General features: G+C 41.5%; 17 protein-coding genes and 2 pseudogenes. 13 read left to right on the top strand and 6 right to left on the bottom strand.

Going from position 1 to position 17,099, the window contains the following annotated elements:
* Window positions 1-136: 136 nt before the first annotated feature.
* The gene (locus tag AACU32_RS34845) at window positions 137-1,801 is read right to left on the bottom strand and encodes a DUF3352 domain-containing protein (protein ID WP_096606787.1); all 1,665 of its coding nucleotides are present in this window, start codon (window positions 1,799-1,801) and stop codon (window positions 137-139) included.
* 183 nt (window positions 1,802-1,984) lie between these two features.
* Between AACU32_RS34845 and AACU32_RS34840 the strand changes: the two genes are divergently transcribed.
* The 5 genes and pseudogenes from AACU32_RS34840 to AACU32_RS34820 form a co-directional block, all read left to right on the top strand.
* Window positions 1,985-2,332, top strand: coding sequence for a rhodanese-like domain-containing protein (locus tag AACU32_RS34840; protein ID WP_096606785.1), 348 nt, complete (start codon window positions 1,985-1,987; stop codon window positions 2,330-2,332).
* Between the two features lie 622 nt (window positions 2,333-2,954).
* Complete coding sequence (hrcA, locus tag AACU32_RS34835) at window positions 2,955-4,031, top strand: heat-inducible transcriptional repressor HrcA (protein WP_096606783.1); 1,077 nt, start codon at window positions 2,955-2,957, stop codon at window positions 4,029-4,031.
* Window positions 4,032-4,043: 12 nt separating this feature from the next.
* Complete coding sequence (locus AACU32_RS34830; protein WP_096606781.1) at window positions 4,044-4,724, top strand: DUF2834 domain-containing protein; 681 nt, start codon at window positions 4,044-4,046, stop codon at window positions 4,722-4,724.
* Between the two features lie 107 nt (window positions 4,725-4,831).
* Window positions 4,832-5,494, top strand: a complete 663-nt coding sequence (locus tag AACU32_RS34825) for a hypothetical protein (RefSeq protein WP_096606779.1) — start codon at window positions 4,832-4,834, stop codon at window positions 5,492-5,494.
* 130 nt (window positions 5,495-5,624) lie between these two features.
* Window positions 5,625-6,143: pseudogene (locus AACU32_RS34820) on the top strand (SDR family NAD(P)-dependent oxidoreductase); the annotation flags it as partial.
* 150 nt (window positions 6,144-6,293) lie between these two features.
* Here the strand turns inward: AACU32_RS34820 and AACU32_RS34815 are convergent.
* Window positions 6,294-6,908 (bottom strand): annotated as a pseudogene (locus AACU32_RS34815) (glycoside hydrolase family 24 protein); the annotation flags it as partial.
* A 221-nt stretch (window positions 6,909-7,129) separates the two neighbouring features.
* Window positions 7,130-7,789 (bottom strand): SDR family oxidoreductase, encoded by a 660-nt coding sequence (locus AACU32_RS34810; protein WP_096606775.1) that lies wholly within the window; start codon window positions 7,787-7,789, stop codon window positions 7,130-7,132.
* 178 nt (window positions 7,790-7,967) lie between these two features.
* Here AACU32_RS34810 and AACU32_RS34805 point away from each other — a divergent pair, with 178 nt between their 5' ends.
* Complete coding sequence (locus AACU32_RS34805) at window positions 7,968-8,627, top strand: DUF1997 domain-containing protein (protein ID WP_096606773.1); 660 nt, start codon at window positions 7,968-7,970, stop codon at window positions 8,625-8,627.
* A gap of 83 nt (window positions 8,628-8,710) precedes the next feature.
* On the opposite strand, the gene AACU32_RS34800 is transcribed toward AACU32_RS34805, so the two are convergent.
* Window positions 8,711-9,181: a DUF4079 domain-containing protein gene (locus tag AACU32_RS34800; RefSeq protein ID WP_096606771.1), complete on the bottom strand. Its 471-nt coding sequence runs from the start codon at window positions 9,179-9,181 to the stop codon at window positions 8,711-8,713.
* Between the two features lie 301 nt (window positions 9,182-9,482).
* Between AACU32_RS34800 and AACU32_RS34795 the strand changes: the two genes are divergently transcribed.
* The 7 genes from AACU32_RS34795 (at window position 9,483) to AACU32_RS34765 (ending at window position 14,177) form a co-directional block, all read left to right on the top strand.
* Complete coding sequence (locus tag AACU32_RS34795) at window positions 9,483-10,766, top strand: ankyrin repeat domain-containing protein (protein WP_096606769.1); 1,284 nt, start codon at window positions 9,483-9,485, stop codon at window positions 10,764-10,766.
* Window positions 10,767-11,010: 244 nt separating this feature from the next.
* Complete coding sequence (locus tag AACU32_RS34790) at window positions 11,011-11,484, top strand: TspO/MBR family protein (RefSeq protein ID WP_096606767.1); 474 nt, start codon at window positions 11,011-11,013, stop codon at window positions 11,482-11,484.
* 246 nt (window positions 11,485-11,730) lie between these two features.
* Window positions 11,731-11,985, top strand: a complete 255-nt coding sequence (locus AACU32_RS34785) for a hypothetical protein (RefSeq protein WP_339378537.1) — start codon at window positions 11,731-11,733, stop codon at window positions 11,983-11,985.
* Between the two features lie 71 nt (window positions 11,986-12,056).
* The gene (locus tag AACU32_RS34780) at window positions 12,057-12,524 is read left to right on the top strand and encodes a GNAT family N-acetyltransferase (RefSeq protein WP_096606763.1); all 468 of its coding nucleotides are present in this window, start codon (window positions 12,057-12,059) and stop codon (window positions 12,522-12,524) included.
* A 556-nt stretch (window positions 12,525-13,080) separates the two neighbouring features.
* Entirely contained in the window at window positions 13,081-13,290 is a 210-nt protein-coding gene (locus AACU32_RS34775; protein ID WP_096606761.1) for a DUF2997 domain-containing protein, read from the top strand.
* Window positions 13,291-13,329: 39 nt separating this feature from the next.
* On the top strand, window positions 13,330-13,716 hold the full coding sequence (locus tag AACU32_RS34770; protein ID WP_096606759.1) for a DUF1257 domain-containing protein: 387 nt from the start codon (window positions 13,330-13,332) through the stop codon (window positions 13,714-13,716).
* On the top strand, window positions 13,716-14,177 hold the full coding sequence (locus AACU32_RS34765; protein ID WP_096606757.1) for a ferredoxin: 462 nt from the start codon (window positions 13,716-13,718) through the stop codon (window positions 14,175-14,177). Before AACU32_RS34770 ends, AACU32_RS34765 begins: the two co-directional genes overlap by 1 nt.
* A gap of 570 nt (window positions 14,178-14,747) precedes the next feature.
* Here AACU32_RS34765 and AACU32_RS34760 read toward each other — a convergent pair.
* Both AACU32_RS34760 and AACU32_RS34755 read right to left on the bottom strand, forming a co-directional pair.
* Window positions 14,748-16,409, bottom strand: coding sequence for a DUF4335 domain-containing protein (locus AACU32_RS34760; RefSeq protein ID WP_096606753.1), 1,662 nt, complete (start codon window positions 16,407-16,409; stop codon window positions 14,748-14,750).
* 73 nt (window positions 16,410-16,482) lie between these two features.
* Window positions 16,483-17,088, bottom strand: a complete 606-nt coding sequence (locus AACU32_RS34755; RefSeq protein WP_096606751.1) for a DUF3038 domain-containing protein — start codon at window positions 17,086-17,088, stop codon at window positions 16,483-16,485.
* Window positions 17,089-17,099 lie beyond the last annotated feature (11 nt).

Below are 17,099 nucleotides of genomic sequence, written 5' to 3'. Positions count from 1 at the left end.
CAACATGGTTGCCGTGATGGAAACACTGCTTTATTGAAACAAATTGGATTACTGTTGTTAGATGCGATCGCCTTTGAGTTTAGCCCATCGCTAGTCAAGCACCGGCGATCGCACTCTGTAATCCCTAGCCCCAATACTATGGTTGTAGTTTGAAGAAAACTCCACCTTTGAGTAATCCTGTATCGCTACCGTAACTACTGACGGTGAGCGATCGCAATTTCTCGAAAAATGGCTTACCTAATACTTCTACTAGTTTGAGAATTGGTAGTTGACGCTCTACTAAATTTTTACTTTTCGTCCAGTCAAGATATACGTAACCTTGGTTGGGTTGGGGAATCGCGGCGATACTATCTTGGAAGTTACGATTTTTCACTAAGGAATTGTCTTTAGCTGTGAGAATTTCCGCGATTGTTTCTAAGTCGGAAGCGAAAATTTCGTAATTTCCTAAAGTTGTATGCACTCCCTGAACTTTTGTCTCGACGGTGTAAACAGGACGGTTTTTATCGTCAGGTTTTTTGCTAGCAGCGATTAATTCTGTCCAAGCGGATATTTTTTGATTGTTGAGGTTGAGGGAATTAGTATTTAGTCCTTTGCTGGAAGCGATCGCATCTAAACGCGAAATACCTTCTACTACATCTGGTGTTTTTTCGACAACAAATACCCAACTTTCGGGATTTTGTTCGGTTTGGGGTAATAAGGCGATCGCATATTCTCCTTTTACCCAGCTGAAAATGTCCTCTGGTAAGTTGATACCCCAGCGGTTTTGCAGTTCACTCAATGGCTTGGCGATTTGGGAATTCGCACTTTTACCAGAACTATATATAGTCGCTGTTGCTTGTTTCCAGAGTTTAGCTAAATCTGTGTCACCCAAATTGCTCAAGTTAGCGCCAGCGATCGCTAAACCTGCTGATTGGGGAATATATTGCAATGCTCCTACAGGTTGCGACAGTAAAGGCGTTGGGGATGAAGAAGTAGTTTCTAATGAACTCAAAAAGCTTGTTTCTGCTACTAAACCTTGAGATTTTAAAACCAGGGAAATAACTTCGCTGTCATAGGTAGGTTCTTGCAGTTCTAAGCCTTGCCATTTTACTAAGGTGGGGAGATTCAAGAAAGCTGAAGCCAAGGTTCCTTTGGGTAATTGTTGGGTAGCTTTTTGATATTGCACCGAGCTGTTTAAATTGAGATCGGGAGCCTGGACGTTATTAATGGCATCTTTGAGAACTTTGAGATCGTTAGCAAACAAGACAAACTTATCCCCTACAGCTGCACCAGCCAGAAAATCTTGCTTTGGTGGCGGATTATCATAAAGTAGCTTCACGCCTTCATATTCTTCTGTGCCTAAGTTTGCCCCAGCTAATACCCGCTTGGAAAATAATAATTCGACAAACTCACGGCTTTTTTCTGGTTTTGTAGTTGCTAGCGCCAGCAAATACCCTGGCTGCTGTCCATTCTCTGGATCGCGATCGCTGTCTAAACTAGTTACTGCGAGGGTAATTTCGTTACCTAACCAAGGTTGAATATCTTCTTGGTAATTAATATTACTCTTAGTTAATAAATTAGTTTTCAGCTTAGATAATTCCCCTTCCTTATCTAAAGCCTGCAATCGCTCTGGATTTACTAGTAAAGATACTGTCACTGGGGCAAATTTCGACACAAAGATGCTAGCTCCGGGCTGGGAAGTAGCAGTAGTGATATTCACTGGACTTTTGGGGGACAACCAGTAAAAGCCAGCAATGATGATCGCTAGTAGTGCGATCGCACCAGCGATTAAGAAACCGAAAAATGAATTTTGCCTGTTCACCAAACCTCCTCGCCTTCAAAGCCTTTAATTTCTAAGCATAGAGAAGAAGGCGCAGAAGATTTGCATTGCCTGCCAAATATTTGATAATGCATATATCTAGTAATTTATCTAGGAATGGATGCTGATGCGAGTGTCAACATCTTCTGCCAAGATAAATGATATCGGATTGTTTACAAAAACCTCATGACAGGAAACGCAATTACCCAAATTACTGTTGAAGAACTGGCACAACGTCTATCTGCTCAGGATTCTAGTATTCAGCTTGTAGATGTGCGCGAACCCCAAGAACTAGCGATCGCCAGTATTGAGGGCTTTGTCAACTTCCCTCTGAGTGAATTTGCCGAATGGGGCGATCAAGTACCTACTCTTTTAAACCCTGATGCTGAAACCCTGGTACTTTGCCATCACGGTATGCGTTCTGCTCAAATGTGTCAGTGGTTAATGGCGCAAGGTTTTACAAATGTTAAGAACATATCAGGCGGAATTGATGCTTATTCCCTCTTAGTTGACTCTTCAGTTCCTCAGTATTAGTTGGGAAAAACTCAAACTATAATATTACTGGCTTAGTACTGGCTCTACCATTTACCAACTAATCCACCTGTTCGCCTTGTAGCAATACTGGCGAATTTTGTCATCATGAGTTATTTATAGATAATTCTCAGCAAGCATATAGCAATCCTCAGATACCCGACTTCTTCAAGAAGTCGGGTATCTGAAAATGGACAAAAAATCCGTACAGGAAAATACATTTTTTAATAAATGCTTATGAAAAAATACGATTAATGGTGTTGCTGAAACAAGGGATGAAATTTTGGCATTAAAATCTCAAAACCCTCATGCTCTCGATGTCTCTCTTGCCTCGTGCGTGAGACAGATCCGAGTTACCAATGTCCCATTCTCAATGCCCAAAAACCATGCCGTGAGCTTGGTTTTTGATCCTTCATCTTTTTTAGTCAAGCTGTAGTATAGCCGCAGCATCAGAATATACAGATATGGAACTTTACATTAATTAACTGATTTATAATTAAATAGTTAGTTATTGTAATGCACAATTAGATATATTAATTAAATATTAATAATTTTTTCAATTGTTTTCAAAAACAGAAATTCTTGCAAACTTTCATTAAATTTTGCCTTCAGTAAAGAATACCCTATGCAAGTCCAGTTGACAAATCGACAACAGCATATACTTTGGGCAACAGTACGTCACTATATTGCTACGGCAGAGCCTGTTGGATCAAAAGCTTTAATTGAAGAATACGATCTAGGTGTTAGCTCAGCCACCATTCGCAATGTGATGGGTGTCCTGGAAAAATCTGGTTTACTGTACCAACCACACACATCTGCTGGACGAGTACCTTCTGATTCTGGCTATCGCATTTATGTCGATCAGCTAATTACGCCTTCAGAAAGTATAGCCAAAGAGGTAGAGCTAGCGCTACAAAAACGCCTTCAGTGGGAAGATTGGAGTTTAGAAGCCCTATTACAAGGCGCAGCGCAAATTTTAGCAACCTTGAGTGGGTGTATTAGCTTGATTACCATGCCCCAAACCAATACAGCATTGCTACGACATTTGCAATTGGTGCAAATTGAAACCGGGCGGATCATGTTAATTGTCGTCACCGATAATTATGAAACCCATTCGCGATTGATGGATTTATCACCGATGCGAGAAGAGACAAAACTCGATCCCGAAGTGGTAGATCGGGAATTGCAAATTGTGTCTAACTTCTTGAATACTCATTTGCGGGGACGCAGTTTACTGGAATTAGGTAACCTTGACTGGAGTCAATTAAATCAGGAATTCCAACGCTATGGCGAATTCTTGAAAAATTCCGTTGCGGAATTAACTCGGCGCAAGGTAGCGCCAACGGCGACAAACATTATGGTGCGCGGAGTTGCAGAAGTTTTGCGTCAGCCAGAATTTTCCCAACTCCAGCAAGTACAAACAATTATCCATCTGTTGGAAGAAGAACAAGACCAACTGGGGCGATTAATCTTTGAAGAGCCAGAGGTTGAAGATCAGACTAAACCAAGGGTAACTGTCCGGATTGGTACGGAAAATCCCCTAGAACCAATGCGCAGCTGTACCTTAATTACTTCTACCTATCGCCGAGGTTCAGTCCCCGTAGGGAGTGTAGGAGTTTTGGGGCCAACAAGACTAGATTATGAAGGTGCGATCGCAGTTGTCGCTGCGGCTGCTGATTACCTTTCGGAAGCCTTCAGTTAATCACATAAAATCATGGTGAGAAAAATTGGCTTTGGGTTGTTGTGGCTGGGATTTATTGCTTACGCTTTCTTCCTCACCCCTCCCGATCGCCCTGACACATTCGAGTTAATTAAGAACCTCAGCATCGGACAATGGCAAGGGATTAATCCTTTAATCATTGCACTATTTAACCTGATGGGTGTTTGGCCTGTAATTTATAGTGCAATGGTATTTATTGATGGTAGAGGACAAAAAATACCCGCTTGGCCTTTTGCGAGTGCTTCTTTTGCAGTTGGTGCTTTTGCTCTTTTACCTTACTTAGCCCTCAGGAACCCAAATCAACAATTTGTGGGGAAAAAGAACGCCCTCATCAAACTATTAGATTCTCGCGTCACTGGAATTGTACTTACCGTAACTGCTGCGATTTTAGTTGCTTATGGTGTGCGAGCCGGAGATTGGGGAGATTTCGTCCTACAATGGCAAACTAGCCGCTTCATTCATGTGATGAGCCTAGATTTTTGTCTACTTAGCCTATTATTTCCCGCATTATTGCCAGATGATATGGCGCGTCGTGGTGGAAAAAATTCTCAAATTTTTTGGTTAATTAGTTTCATTCCACTTTTCGGCCCACTATTCTATTTATGTGTGCGTCCACCTCTACCAGAAGAGGGAACAAATACAATATCTCCAGAACAGCAAGCAGCAGCAAATTAAGCAACATTTAGTTTTCAGGATGGGTAGTGCGTAATGCGATCGCACTACCTCAGATTTTCGGTGCATTTGGAAATAACGCACCCAACAAAATCAGCAATTGAAATATCATGAATAGAAAACTTGCTTTATGGCTGTTGTGGGGTGGATTCATAGCATATATTGTGCTGCTTACTCCACCTCTACACCTAGAAGAAACATTGGCGCTACTAAAGAATATATTGACTCTGCAATGGGCTGCTATCAATCCCATTATCTTGTCCATATTCTCCCTTGTAGGCATCTGGTTACTAATTTACAGCGGTAATTTGTTTATTGATGGCAGAATGCAAAAGCTTCCTTTTTGGCCTTTTGCTTTAGCATCAGTAGGTTCAGGCGTGCTGGGACTTATACCTTATTTAGCTTTACGGGAAGCGAATCAAGAATTTTCTGGACAAAAAGATGCTTTCTTAAATCTGCTTGATTCTCGATTTTTTGGTATAATATTGAGTCTCAGCACAATTGTCATACTTACCTACGGATTTACCCTTGGTGATTGGGCTGATTTTGTGCAACAATTCCAGAGCGATCGCTTTATTCATGGCATGAGTTTAGCATTTTGTCTTTTCTGCCTTTTATTCCCCACAGTCTTGGGTGATGATATGGCGCGTCGCGGTTGGAATAGTACCCAAGTATTTTGGGTTGTCACATTGATTCCCTTACTGGGTGCGCTTGCTTATCTTTGTCTACGTCAGCCGCTGCTAGGATTTCGTAATCAAATATCGAGAGTTTAAGAAATTGTTTATCAAGTAAAAATAAAATTATTGTAGGGTGCGTTAGGCTTCAGCCATAACGCATCCTAATCTTTACTTTTTACTTTATAAATCGTCTGAAAATCAGTAGCCTAAGCAAAATAAATTGAATAACATATGGGGTTATATTCATACAATTAATGCTCTTTTGCCTCATTTGCTGGAGCGAGGAAGCGGAACCATAGTTAATGTTAGTTCTATTGGTGGTAAAGTACCTACTGCTTATTTAGTTCCTTACTGTACAAGTAAATTTGCTGTGACTGGATTAACAGAAGCGCTACAAGCAGAATTAAAGCCAAAAAATATTGATGTGTGTGGAATTTATCCCAATCTGATTAAGAGTAGCTTTTTAGATAAGGCTATTTTTCGGGGTAAGGATCAGCAAGACTTAACTAATCGTCGCGAACAGCTGGAAAATGTCATTAAAAATCCTGTCGTAGAAAAGCCTGAGGATGTAGCTAATGCTATATGGGATGCAGTTGAGAATAAAAAATCAGAAGTTCTTGTTGGTTCTGCAAATTTTTCCCAAACTCTTTACCGACTATTTCCTGGCTTTATCAAGTGGATTTCTCACCAAACATTGAAGAATCAAGATTTTTCATCAACTCCCAAATCAACAATCCCCAATTAGTTGAAACTACAGGTTATTCAATCTCAGTTCTAATGAGCCGCTACTACCTCTATGAGGAGGATTTGTGGTATTTTTATTTCCCGGAGTGGTTTGCACAGATCTAGGAATTGGGCTGGGAGTTAAAATAGAATTCGGTGATATTGATTGATTAGCTGCTGTTAATTCCTCTTTCAACATTTTCTGATAAATTTTGGGTAAAGAGCTACTAACAGAATTCGTTTCTATGCCGTAGCCTAGACTTGTCCAAGTAGGTGATAAACGCCGCAAAACATCCTTCAAATTACCTTGATGCAGCAGTTGGGTAATATCAATTCCCCAAACTTTCGAGTCACTCAACCAACGGTAAACCACCACATCTTGATACTCGGCTTCAAAACTATAAACAGCCCAAAACATAATTTGCATAGGTTTGGGATGATAGCGTGGAGCAATTTGATACCAAGTAGTGTTAATAATTTGATATCTCCCAGCAGCAGTTGAGCAATTGCCCTTGTTGGGACCAGTCACAATAGTGACGCATATCTCAGGATGTTTACTGATGTCACGCACTTGTTGACCACCATAAAGTAGAGAATAGGGACGGCTACTGTTGGCTTCGCTGGCGGAAATAGTTCGCATTAAAGCGCGGATATAAGGATCGCCGCCTTTCATCACCAAAGGTGGCTGTTTAGCTTCAAAGACGGGATCGGTAGGCGATCGCAATTCTCCAGTTATATACCACTGCAATAAGCAAACAAAGCCAAGAAGCGCAGCTATGGGGCCAATCAGTTTTTCTACGCCCTTAAATTTAAAATCTTTCAGAGTTTGACTCCTTAATATTCACTTTTTTATCTAACAACAATAGTCAATACAATCATTTCGGTAAGGTTCACCGTAAGAGTACTGTGTCTTGTGTTAACTTGACAACTAACTTTCTGTTAAGGCGCGAATTTTGTCCATACAGGTTAAACCCATCCATGTTAACTCAAGATTCAGCAATCGCTTAATCAGGCAACGTTAGCAAATAATTCGCCAAAGTTTTTAGAAGTAGCATCGGCTTTGCTAATAATCTCGGTAATTTTATTCCGTGCGGCTGGTTCAAATAGAGCCTCCACACAAACCTGGGCAACTTTCTGTCGAGGAATGCTACCATCAAACAACGTATCAGCACCCTGCATCACTATCGGATTGGAGTTATCTTCATTCTTCAACCCACCTGGCCGCACAATCGTATAAGTTAGACCGCTTTTTTGCAAGTACTCCTCAGCTTGTTTTTTCCAAACCAAAATTAGCCAAAACAAATTTAATGGATGGAATAACTGGGAAGTACACAAGGAAGTCACCAAAACAAAATGCTCTATTCCCTTGGACTTAGCAGCATCTACTAAATTTTTTGTACCTTCAAAATCTACCTGATAGGGGCCAGTAGGGTCAAAGCTAGGTTTTGCGCCAGTAGCACACAGTAGGACTGTACTATCTCCTAAAGCAGCAGTCAGGGTTTGGGGGTTTAACACATCTCCCACTACCAACTCTACCTCAGCAGGCAAAATTCCTTTAGCTTTCTCCGTATCCCTGACTAAGGCACGGACGGGAATATTGCGTGCTATCAGTTCTTGTACAATCCGCCGACCTGTTTCACCTGTTGCCCCTGCTACAAATGCTTTCATGATAAACGCTATCCTGAGAAACTAATATGTGATTGTTCAGTTCTTTATTGTAGTGATTCTACGAAGTTCATGACAGATTCATGAGGATTCCGTCAAAATGGGATCTAAGTGCGAAATGACCCACGTAAGCTGGGAACGATTAATATAGACCAACGCCCAAAGATGCAGGAACGCATTTATGCTTTCAAGAAACGGCGAATATCAATCATTGGAAATAACAGAAACAGTTTTACCTGTGGCATCTAACCTCACAGAAGCTGAGGACGCACTAACAGGAATGTCTGTAGCAACGCTTACCAAATTTCATGTTTGCCACAGTGATTATATGGAAATGTCTGCGCCAGCAGCAACGGTTGCTGAGTATCTGGATACTCATGCTTTATGGTTTTCGCGCTGCGCTGAACCAATGAAAGTGCAACCGCTGGGAGAAAATGGCTACGCTTTAATCATCGGTCGTTTTGGCTCTTTTGGTTATGAAGTCGAGCCGAAAATTGGTTTGGAATTATTACCCGCCGATGAAGGTGTCTACCGGATTCATACTATCCCCATTCCTGATTACCGTTCACCTGGTTATGACGTAGATTATCGGGCATCACTACAATTAGTAGAAAAATTAGCCGAGGTGACACACGTAGAATGGGAATTAGATTTGACAGTTGAACTTCACTTTCCCCGGTTTATTCAGCGATTACCGAAGTCTTTAATTCAATCTACAGGCGATCGCTTACTTAACCAAATCGTCCGTCAAGTCTCTCGGCGCTTAACTCGCAAAGTCCAAGAAGATTTTCATCAATCTTTAGGTATACCCTTTTGTCCCACTGCTAAGAAAAACCACTAATACAGTCAAAAGTCAAGAGTCAAGAGTCAAGAATCTCAAATTTCTTGACCTTTGACTAATGACTAATGACCAATGACTATTAACTATGCATTCGTGAGAATTCTTTGCACAATTTGCACGCCAGTGACCGCTTGCCAAGCAAACAGACCTAAAAGGGTGAAATTTAGTAAAATATGAGTCATACGTGCCCAATTTGCTCCTTTTTGCATATATGGAGACAGAGCAGCAGAAAAGGCAATCAGAGTAGTCATCCCCAAACCAGCTAACAGGTGGGGGCCAACAAACAATTTTCCATTATTGATATAGGTGACAGCCATACCACCGACCGCACCTGCTACCATCAGACCCAAGAGTATAGACCCAATTTGGTAGTGTCTAATGTTATATCTACCTTTAATCAGTTCTTTTTTCGCTTCATTCTGCGCATTTCTAGTCCGCTGAACTTGTAGCCCTAAATAGGCAGCATAAATCGAGAGTGCGAATAGTACCCACATGATTACTGGGTGAAAGAAATTCAGCCAATACTTTAATGATGGTGAAAGTGCCAAATCCATAGTTTAGTTGCCCGATTATTAAATCTTCATAAAAATTAGCATAACTCTATTTCTTTGTATTCGCGGCAGCAGATAAAAACAGAATTTCACCAAAATTAGCCATCACCCATCGCCGACAGTCGCCGTTCCGACATTTCCCTTGATAGATAGGATAATTTCATCCTTCATCCTACCCTTCGGTCAGTTGCTCTCGCCCTACATACTTCATCCTTCAGTTAACCCCCCTTGCAAAAGTGGATAAACAATCTCAGACTAAATTCTGAGGCTAGATCAACAAAAACCGCCTGGGCGGAATCTCACCATGACTGAAAACAAGGATATGTTGCTGCTTGCAGCTGCTAAAAGCGGCGATATCAAGCGGCTAAATGCGCTACTGGCTGCTGGTGTGAACGTGAACTCGTGCGATCGCGATGGGACGACGGCGTTAATGTTCGCTGCTAATTTAGGTTATACGGAAATTGTGCGATCGCTCCTAGATGCTAGGGCGAATATTAACTTAGCCAGAAAACGTTACCGATTAACGGCTTTGATGTTGGCTGCTAGTGCCAAACAGCTAGATGTTGTCAAGCTTTTAATATCTAGAGGTGCAGATGTTAATGCTATTAATGAAGATGGCAGTACAGCTTTAATGGCAGCCGCACTTAAAGGTTATGTCGATGTAGTCAAAGTCTTACTGGCTGCTGGTGCCCAAGTTAACATTACAGATAAAGATGATGACACAGCTTTAAAGTTAGCCGTGAAGCATGGACACGCCGCAGTTGTAGAAGCATTTATCCAAAGTGGTGCAAATGTCAATATCCAAGATGAAGAGGGTGAAACGCTGTTAATGATCGCCGTAGACTTGGGACATCTGGCAGTTGTGAAAACACTACTAGCCGCTGGGGTTGATGTCAATGTAGAAAATCAGGACGGTGGAACTGCGCTATCAGCAGCAGTAGCCGCTGGTAATATGGAAATCGTCACCGCTTTACTTGATCAAGACATCAAGATTAATCACCAAGATAGTGATGGTGAAACAGCCTTACACCTTGCTGCTGTGGAAGGCTACGTAGATGTAGTGGAAGCCTTGCTGAATCGGGGCGCAAATGTGCAAATTAAAAATCACCTGGGTGATACACCAATGCTGTTAGCAGCTTTACAGGGACATAGCCAAATTGTAGAAGCACTTCTACGCCACGGTGGAGATATTCATGACAAAAATCTCGGTGAGATCCCTTTAACCCTAGCTGCATCCCAAGGACACAGCCAGACATTAAAGATATTACTAGATCACGGTGCTGACGCCAACATCCCAGCAGAAGACGGAAAAACAGCTTTGCTCAAAGCGGCACAACGCAATCATCCAGCGATTTTGCGACTATTAATAGCTAAGGGCGCAGATGTGAATTTTCAGGACTCAGCCGGGGCTACAGCATTGATGTGGGCTGCTTCAGGGGGTTTCCAGCAGTCAGTACAAGCATTAATTGAAGCTGGGGCTGATGTCAATTTGAAAAATCGCGGCGGTTATACTGCTTTGATGATTGCTGAATTTAATGGATTTAGAAGTATCGTGCGGAGTCTGCAAAAAGCTGGCGCACAAGAGTGATAACAATTATAGATTTTGGATTTTGGATTAAAAGCCTTGATTGCAAAGCTATTCCAAAATTTGTAATAATTAGTACTCTCTCTACAGGAGTATTATAGGCACGGATCTTTTAAATCACGTTATAAATCATCTCTAAATATAGATCTGAAGATTCCCACCCGCGACTGATTTAACCTCTGTCGGCAATTGCCAAACTTGCAGTGTATGTATGGCTGGTCAAAATGTATAGGCAGAGGTAAACAGCATGGTTGAATCTTGGATAGTAATTGGGGCTGTCACATTCTTTATTGCACTCGGTAGTTTTTTCATCACCCCCCGTGATGTCAAATGGTTTGCATTGTTAAGTCGTCCCCAATGGCTAATTTTTGAGCCATTAATACCCCTAATTTGGACTGTGATTTTTGTTTGCGGTGCAGCTTCAGCTAATATCGTCTGGCAAAAAAATCCCGGAAATGCAATTACCTGGCTACTAATGGGTTTGTACCTGTTATTGGAAATTATCACCGTAGCTTATATACCTCTAATGTTGCGGTTACGTAGTCTGGAAGTAGGGGAAAAGATTGGGCTAGCCGGTGTAATTTTAAGTGTGGTTCTGGCAATTTGTGTTTTCCCCATTTCTTGGATGGCGACGCTATTACTATTTCCTTATATAGTTTGGAGTCCTATCGGGACATACACTACTGACGAGTTAAGACAGCGAAATCCTGAAGATGCTTAGTAATATAGCAATCGGTATAGGAGTGGTGAAAATTTACGGTGTCCAGATCCCCGACTTCTCAAAGAAGTCGGGGATCTAAGTTCTGCTATAGTTCGCGTACACAAATCGCATCACAAACAAACAGGACTATTCATATCCTGATCCTGATAATTACTGTTGAGATAAATATTTTACATCGCTTATAATGACGAAATGGAATATTTTCAAGGAATATAAGATTTATTCATGACAAGTGGTGTATATATAATGACTAATAAAATCAATGGACGCAGGTATGTCGGCTATAGTGAAAATCTTGAGTACCGTTTTGAAGACAACAGAAAAGTACTTCAAAACGGTAACTTTACACCAAAGCACATACTTTTGATTGATGACTATCAGCAGTTTGGAGAGGAAGCTTTCATTTCTGGAATCTTGGAAGTGACTGTCAATAATAAATCTCTGATGCAACAGCGAGTCAATTACTGGAAAAAGATAATTCAACCTGAGTATAATCAGTAAACTCGTAGCGCGATCGCACTTCGAGTTAGACTGTAAGAATAATCATCCTCAAGCAGCTTGAAAGTTAATCAATGAGAGTCAGAACAGCTAACCCTGATGATGTATCGCTGATTTTCTCATTCATCAAAAAGAAGGCGGAATTCGATCGCAATATTGGCGCTTTCTCTGGTGTTTTGCAAGTGTCAAAAGAGAAAATCCGCAAAACAATTTTTGCTGAAATTCCTTTTGCTTACGTTTTATTTGCAGAGATTGCAGAACGGGAAATTGGATTTGCTTTGTATGGATTTAGGTACTCATCTTTTGCAGGACAACCAAGTATTTGGCTTGATGATTTATACGTTGATGATAACATGAGAAGCCAAGGAGCCGGAGCCGCATTGATGAGTTATCTTGCGGAAATTGCCAAGCAAAATGATTGTACACATATTGCATGGAATGCTGATGCACGCAACACTCGCGGGTTGAGTTTTTATCATCTGTTGGGTGCAAAAATTACGGAGCAGAAAGGTAATCGTTGTTTTCTGATGTGGATTCCGTAAGCGACTGTAGAGGAATAAAAAATTGAAAACTGCGATCGCCTTTTCTCACATAATAGCTTCTTGCTAAGTATAATCTAGCCAATAATTAATACTTGTATTCACTGTATTAATACATAAAAATTCGGGCACGGTATTTTTTGGGCGATGCTACAAAGATAATGCGATCGCTCATCGGTCTTGAAAACCCAATGCCCAATGCCCAATAACAATACAATGATAATGATAAATATTTTCAATAAATTTTATAGTTTTGTGAATCACTTAGCGGACTATACTACCGCTAAAGCCTGTGTTTCAGGCTTTTCTTAAATTTCCTTACCAGTTTAATTGTGAACTTGACTAATCGATTAGGTTACGAGAGACTTACTAATGACCGATGTGTAGACTTGCAAAATTAATAATTTTTGTAAATTTTCTGAGATATATATTTTGAGAGATGGAACATTAGTTAACAAATGGCAAGTTTGTATCTAAGTAGAAATGTTCCGACGGCTACATTATTAGCCAATTGCTAAAAGAATAAAAGTTAAGCGTACTATCGTGGTTGGCCAAGAGCATGGAGACATTAGAGTTCATAATTTATCCAGATGGTCGGGTACAAGAGAAAGTCACTGGCATTGTGGGTGCTTCTTGTGCTGAAGTCACAGCAGCAATAGAAGCACAGCTAGGTCAAGTACTGACTCATGAGCCAACCTCTGAATTCTTTGCCACTATGGTGCAGCAATCCGGTATGGCGAATACGCAAACCGCTTTGAGTGATTGGTAATTGTTCAAAATAGTTTAGTGTCGTTAATTCATAACCACCATGTCACACTTTAGCCAAATTAAAACTCAAATCCGTAACCTCGAATCTTTAAAAGATGCTTTAACTGAATTAGGTATAGACTGGAAACCGGGTCCGCGTGAGGTACGTGGCTATCGCGGTCAAACCCATCCTGCGGAAATTTCCATTGAGCAAGAAAATGGGTATGATATCGGCTTTAGATGGAATGGCCAAGAATATGAATTGGTGGCTGACTTGCAATATTGGCAACAAAATCTTTCTGTAGATGGATTTTTGCGCCAAGTGACTCAGCGTTATGCTTATCAAACAGTTGTCAAAGAAACTAGCCGTGTTGGCTTTCAAGTTGCTGAACAAAAACAACAAGAAGATGGTTCAATTCGCCTGGTAGTACAACGCTGGAGTGCGTAATGGCTGATTTTCTGCCGTCACCGGAAGAACAAGAAGAAAATCGTTCTGGTTTAGAACCAGAATTAGGCGGTTTTTTGCGTGATGCGCCAGAACGCTCTGGTTTAGAACCGGAATTAGGCGGACTGGTGCGTCAAAAGGGTGTTTATGTTGACGAAATCACCTGTATTGGTTGTAAGCACTGCGCCCATGTCGCCCGTAATACATTTTACATTGAACCAGATTATGGGCGATCGCGTGTAGTTCGTCAGGATGGAGACGCAGAAGAAGTCATTCAAGAAGCAATAGACACTTGTCCGGTAGATTGCATTCACTGGGTTGATTACACTGAACTCAAAAATTTAGAAGATGAACGCAAATATCAGGTAATTCCTGTGGTTGGTTATCCAGTGGATCATGCTGTTGCTTCTACAGAACGGCGGCGTAAAAAGCAAAAATTAAAAACCAAAAAATCCCGTTATTAAATCAGAATTCCGAATGCATAACTCAGAATTCGACATCAATTAGTGGGATACTTCAAGCACTTCAAGCATTTTATTTATCCGCCAATCGCAAACAATACAATTGAGAATTCTTCGTTTTTAAAATATCAAGTGCAATCCAAAAATTACAGGCTGGTATTACCAGCCTGTTTTTTAATGTAACATGAGTTCTATGCACAGCATTTTGACCTCACCTACAGCCCCTCTCATCTGAGGAGAAAGAGACTGGTTAGGTGAGTTCTTGATAATTCAATACAGTTCAGTTAAGCTGGAATGATATAGATGGTAGGGAATATCTTTAAGCTTGTCAGCTTCGCCTTAAAGATTTTGGTTGTTCCCAACGATAATTTTCCTTCACTGAACCTATTGCTTATAATTCACGTTAATTTATTTGCGATATTGAAGATTTTTAATCTTAAAAATCCTTACCCACGGATAGAGGATTTGGTAAATGGTAGAGGTTTAGCATTGCTCAAACTCTACCACTGATAACTGATACACAAAGCGCAGTAAAAACTGATTTTCGATAGTAGCATCAGCTGTTTCCCTAAATTATTCATTCTCAGGGAAGATTTGCACTTTACCATCAGGACTAAGCACAGCTCGCATTCTGACATTTTGTCCGGATTTATTAGGTGAAACAAAGGGTGTTCCAATAATGGGCATTCCGGTGTTGTTCACAAATTCTCTGGCGGCTTTATTTAAAGGAAAAATGCGTTCAATCGTACCGTCAACATTTACCATCAAACTATACTCTAGTGTTTGACGCAATCCCGCAGGTGGTTGCCAACGTTTTTGGAGATATTGTCTAGCTTCTGAAACTTGAGGTGTATCAAATAATGTGCTATCTGTGGCTACCTGGGTAGATGTGGGAGTTTTGCGTTCATTCCGCAATCTTTCAGCTAAGGGATTACTATTACCTGTAACTGGAGAGGTACTAGATGCAGGATTGTAATCTCCATCAAGCTTTGGTGAACTGGCTGTTTGATTGGGTATAGTCGGAAGAAGTGGCGGAGTTGTAGTTATATTTGGGCTATTTGGGCTAACACCGCCTCTGTTAGTAGATAGGCTTGGTGGTAGTTCCCGCTTTTTAGTCACACCAATATCAGCTGGGTTAATTGACCCAGGAGTGTTTATTGTAGGATTTGGTTGAATGGCAATTTGCGGTTGTCCGCCGGTTTTGGGTAATCCAAACGGGGAATTATTAGGAAGAGTTGGGTTTGGCTGCTGAGGTACACCAAAGACACTTCCAGCAGCAGATGGCAGATTACCCTTAGCTGAATTAGAACCACCAGCAGTTGTTTGAGATGTAGATAAGCCAGAATTCGGTAATGTTGGTGAAGATTTGCTAGTAAGGTTGGAATTAGGCGCTGTCAGGGGTGCTGTGGGCGCTATAGGAATTGCCTGGGTAGAGCCTACAGGTGGTAAAGGGGGTAAACTGTCTGGAGGTAGAAGTCCAGTTTCCGGGTTAAGCGATGGTGAAGGTTGAAGGGCGATTTGTGCCGATTCGGAAGTGGGTTTTTTGGCAACTTGCTGCTTTGACTTAGTGTTATTTACATATTGCCAGGTAATGGGTAGTAAACCCACACCTAATACTAATACAGCTGCCACAGGTGCCCAAGTAGGGAAGCTAACAGTTGAACTGCGAGGATTTTCCAGAGTAGGTAACGCCATGATATCTGCTGAGTATTCATCTAAGGCAGTTGCCAAATCGAATAATTGCAGCAGACTGAGTTGAATTACTGGCCCTGAAGCCTGATTAGCTAGAGATCCGAGGAAAAGCTTGTGACTTAAATAGCTACTGGGTTCTAAATATATTTTGGTCTGTGGTAGGTAAGAGGGAAAAGATTTTAATGTTTTAGTGGTAGCGGGTAGAGAAGAAGATTGAAAATCTGTTAATTGTGAGTCATCAGAGACTTTGCTGGAGTCTTGGGGCCCGGCGAAACTGAGCCAAAAGCTTTCTGGAGATTGGTGAAGAAATTGCTGAACATAACTGGTGACAGCATCACACAAAGCTTCAAGTTGGTCGCGATCGCCCCGAATTGGGAATCTGCTTTCTTCTGGTAGTCGCGGATCGTCAAAACGCAGCTCAAAGCTTAACTGCTTGAGGACAGTTTTGCCCATCCACCGAGACAAAGGCGAATCTTGTGCCAAGACTTCTAATGTACAAGTGGGGGGTGTATAGCGACGAATGACAGAATTTGATAGAGGCATGGCAGAAACTGCGAAGGAGATGATTGGTGATTTTAAATTTGGGATTTTGGAGGAGCAATCTAAAATCGAAAATCTAAAATTTTGTGGAACGGTCTATAAGTGCTAACCACAGACGGCGGTGTCCACCAGGGGCGCTGTAAAACAGTAAATCTACCAGCAATTTCAGTGCCAGATGGGTGAGTAAATCTGTTGAGATTTTGTCGTCCTCTTCCATTCGCTCTTGGTAAGTGTTGCAGAAAGCATCAATATAATCTCCAAGTAAAGCGGTTTGGTGAGGTTCCTGGTTATTTTCCGCCATTTGTTCTAATAGACCGACAGCACGGCGAATTAATTCTTGGTGCTGTTTGGCAAGGTAGCAAATGATGAGAACCAGCGATCGCGCTTCTTCTACATCAAGTTTTTTTCGTCCTCCTTGTCCTTTGCGTAGCGGATTCGACTGGCGCAATCGCCATAAAGCTACGCGATCTGGCACTCTTGACTCCAAATTCAGATCAATTGCTGCCGAGAGCATAGCCTCGGAACCAATGCCAGTTAAAGTTTCAAGCGCCAACAGCACTAAGTCCAACTGGGTTTTGATATTGTCCCACTGAACCGTGTTTGGGGCTGGGAGCTTAATTAGATCCTCCCACTGGGAATTTGGAGTGGCTGAATTAGTGGCCGAGTGCATAACTTTTAGCATAGGTGATCGGG

Origin of the sequence: Calothrix sp. NIES-2100, assembly GCF_963875285.1 — a bacterium.
Lineage (GTDB): Bacteria > Cyanobacteriota > Cyanobacteriia > Cyanobacteriales > Nostocaceae > Aulosira.
The sequence above is the reverse complement of the archived record's forward strand: the minus strand, read 5'-3'. Positions and strand labels throughout refer to the sequence as shown.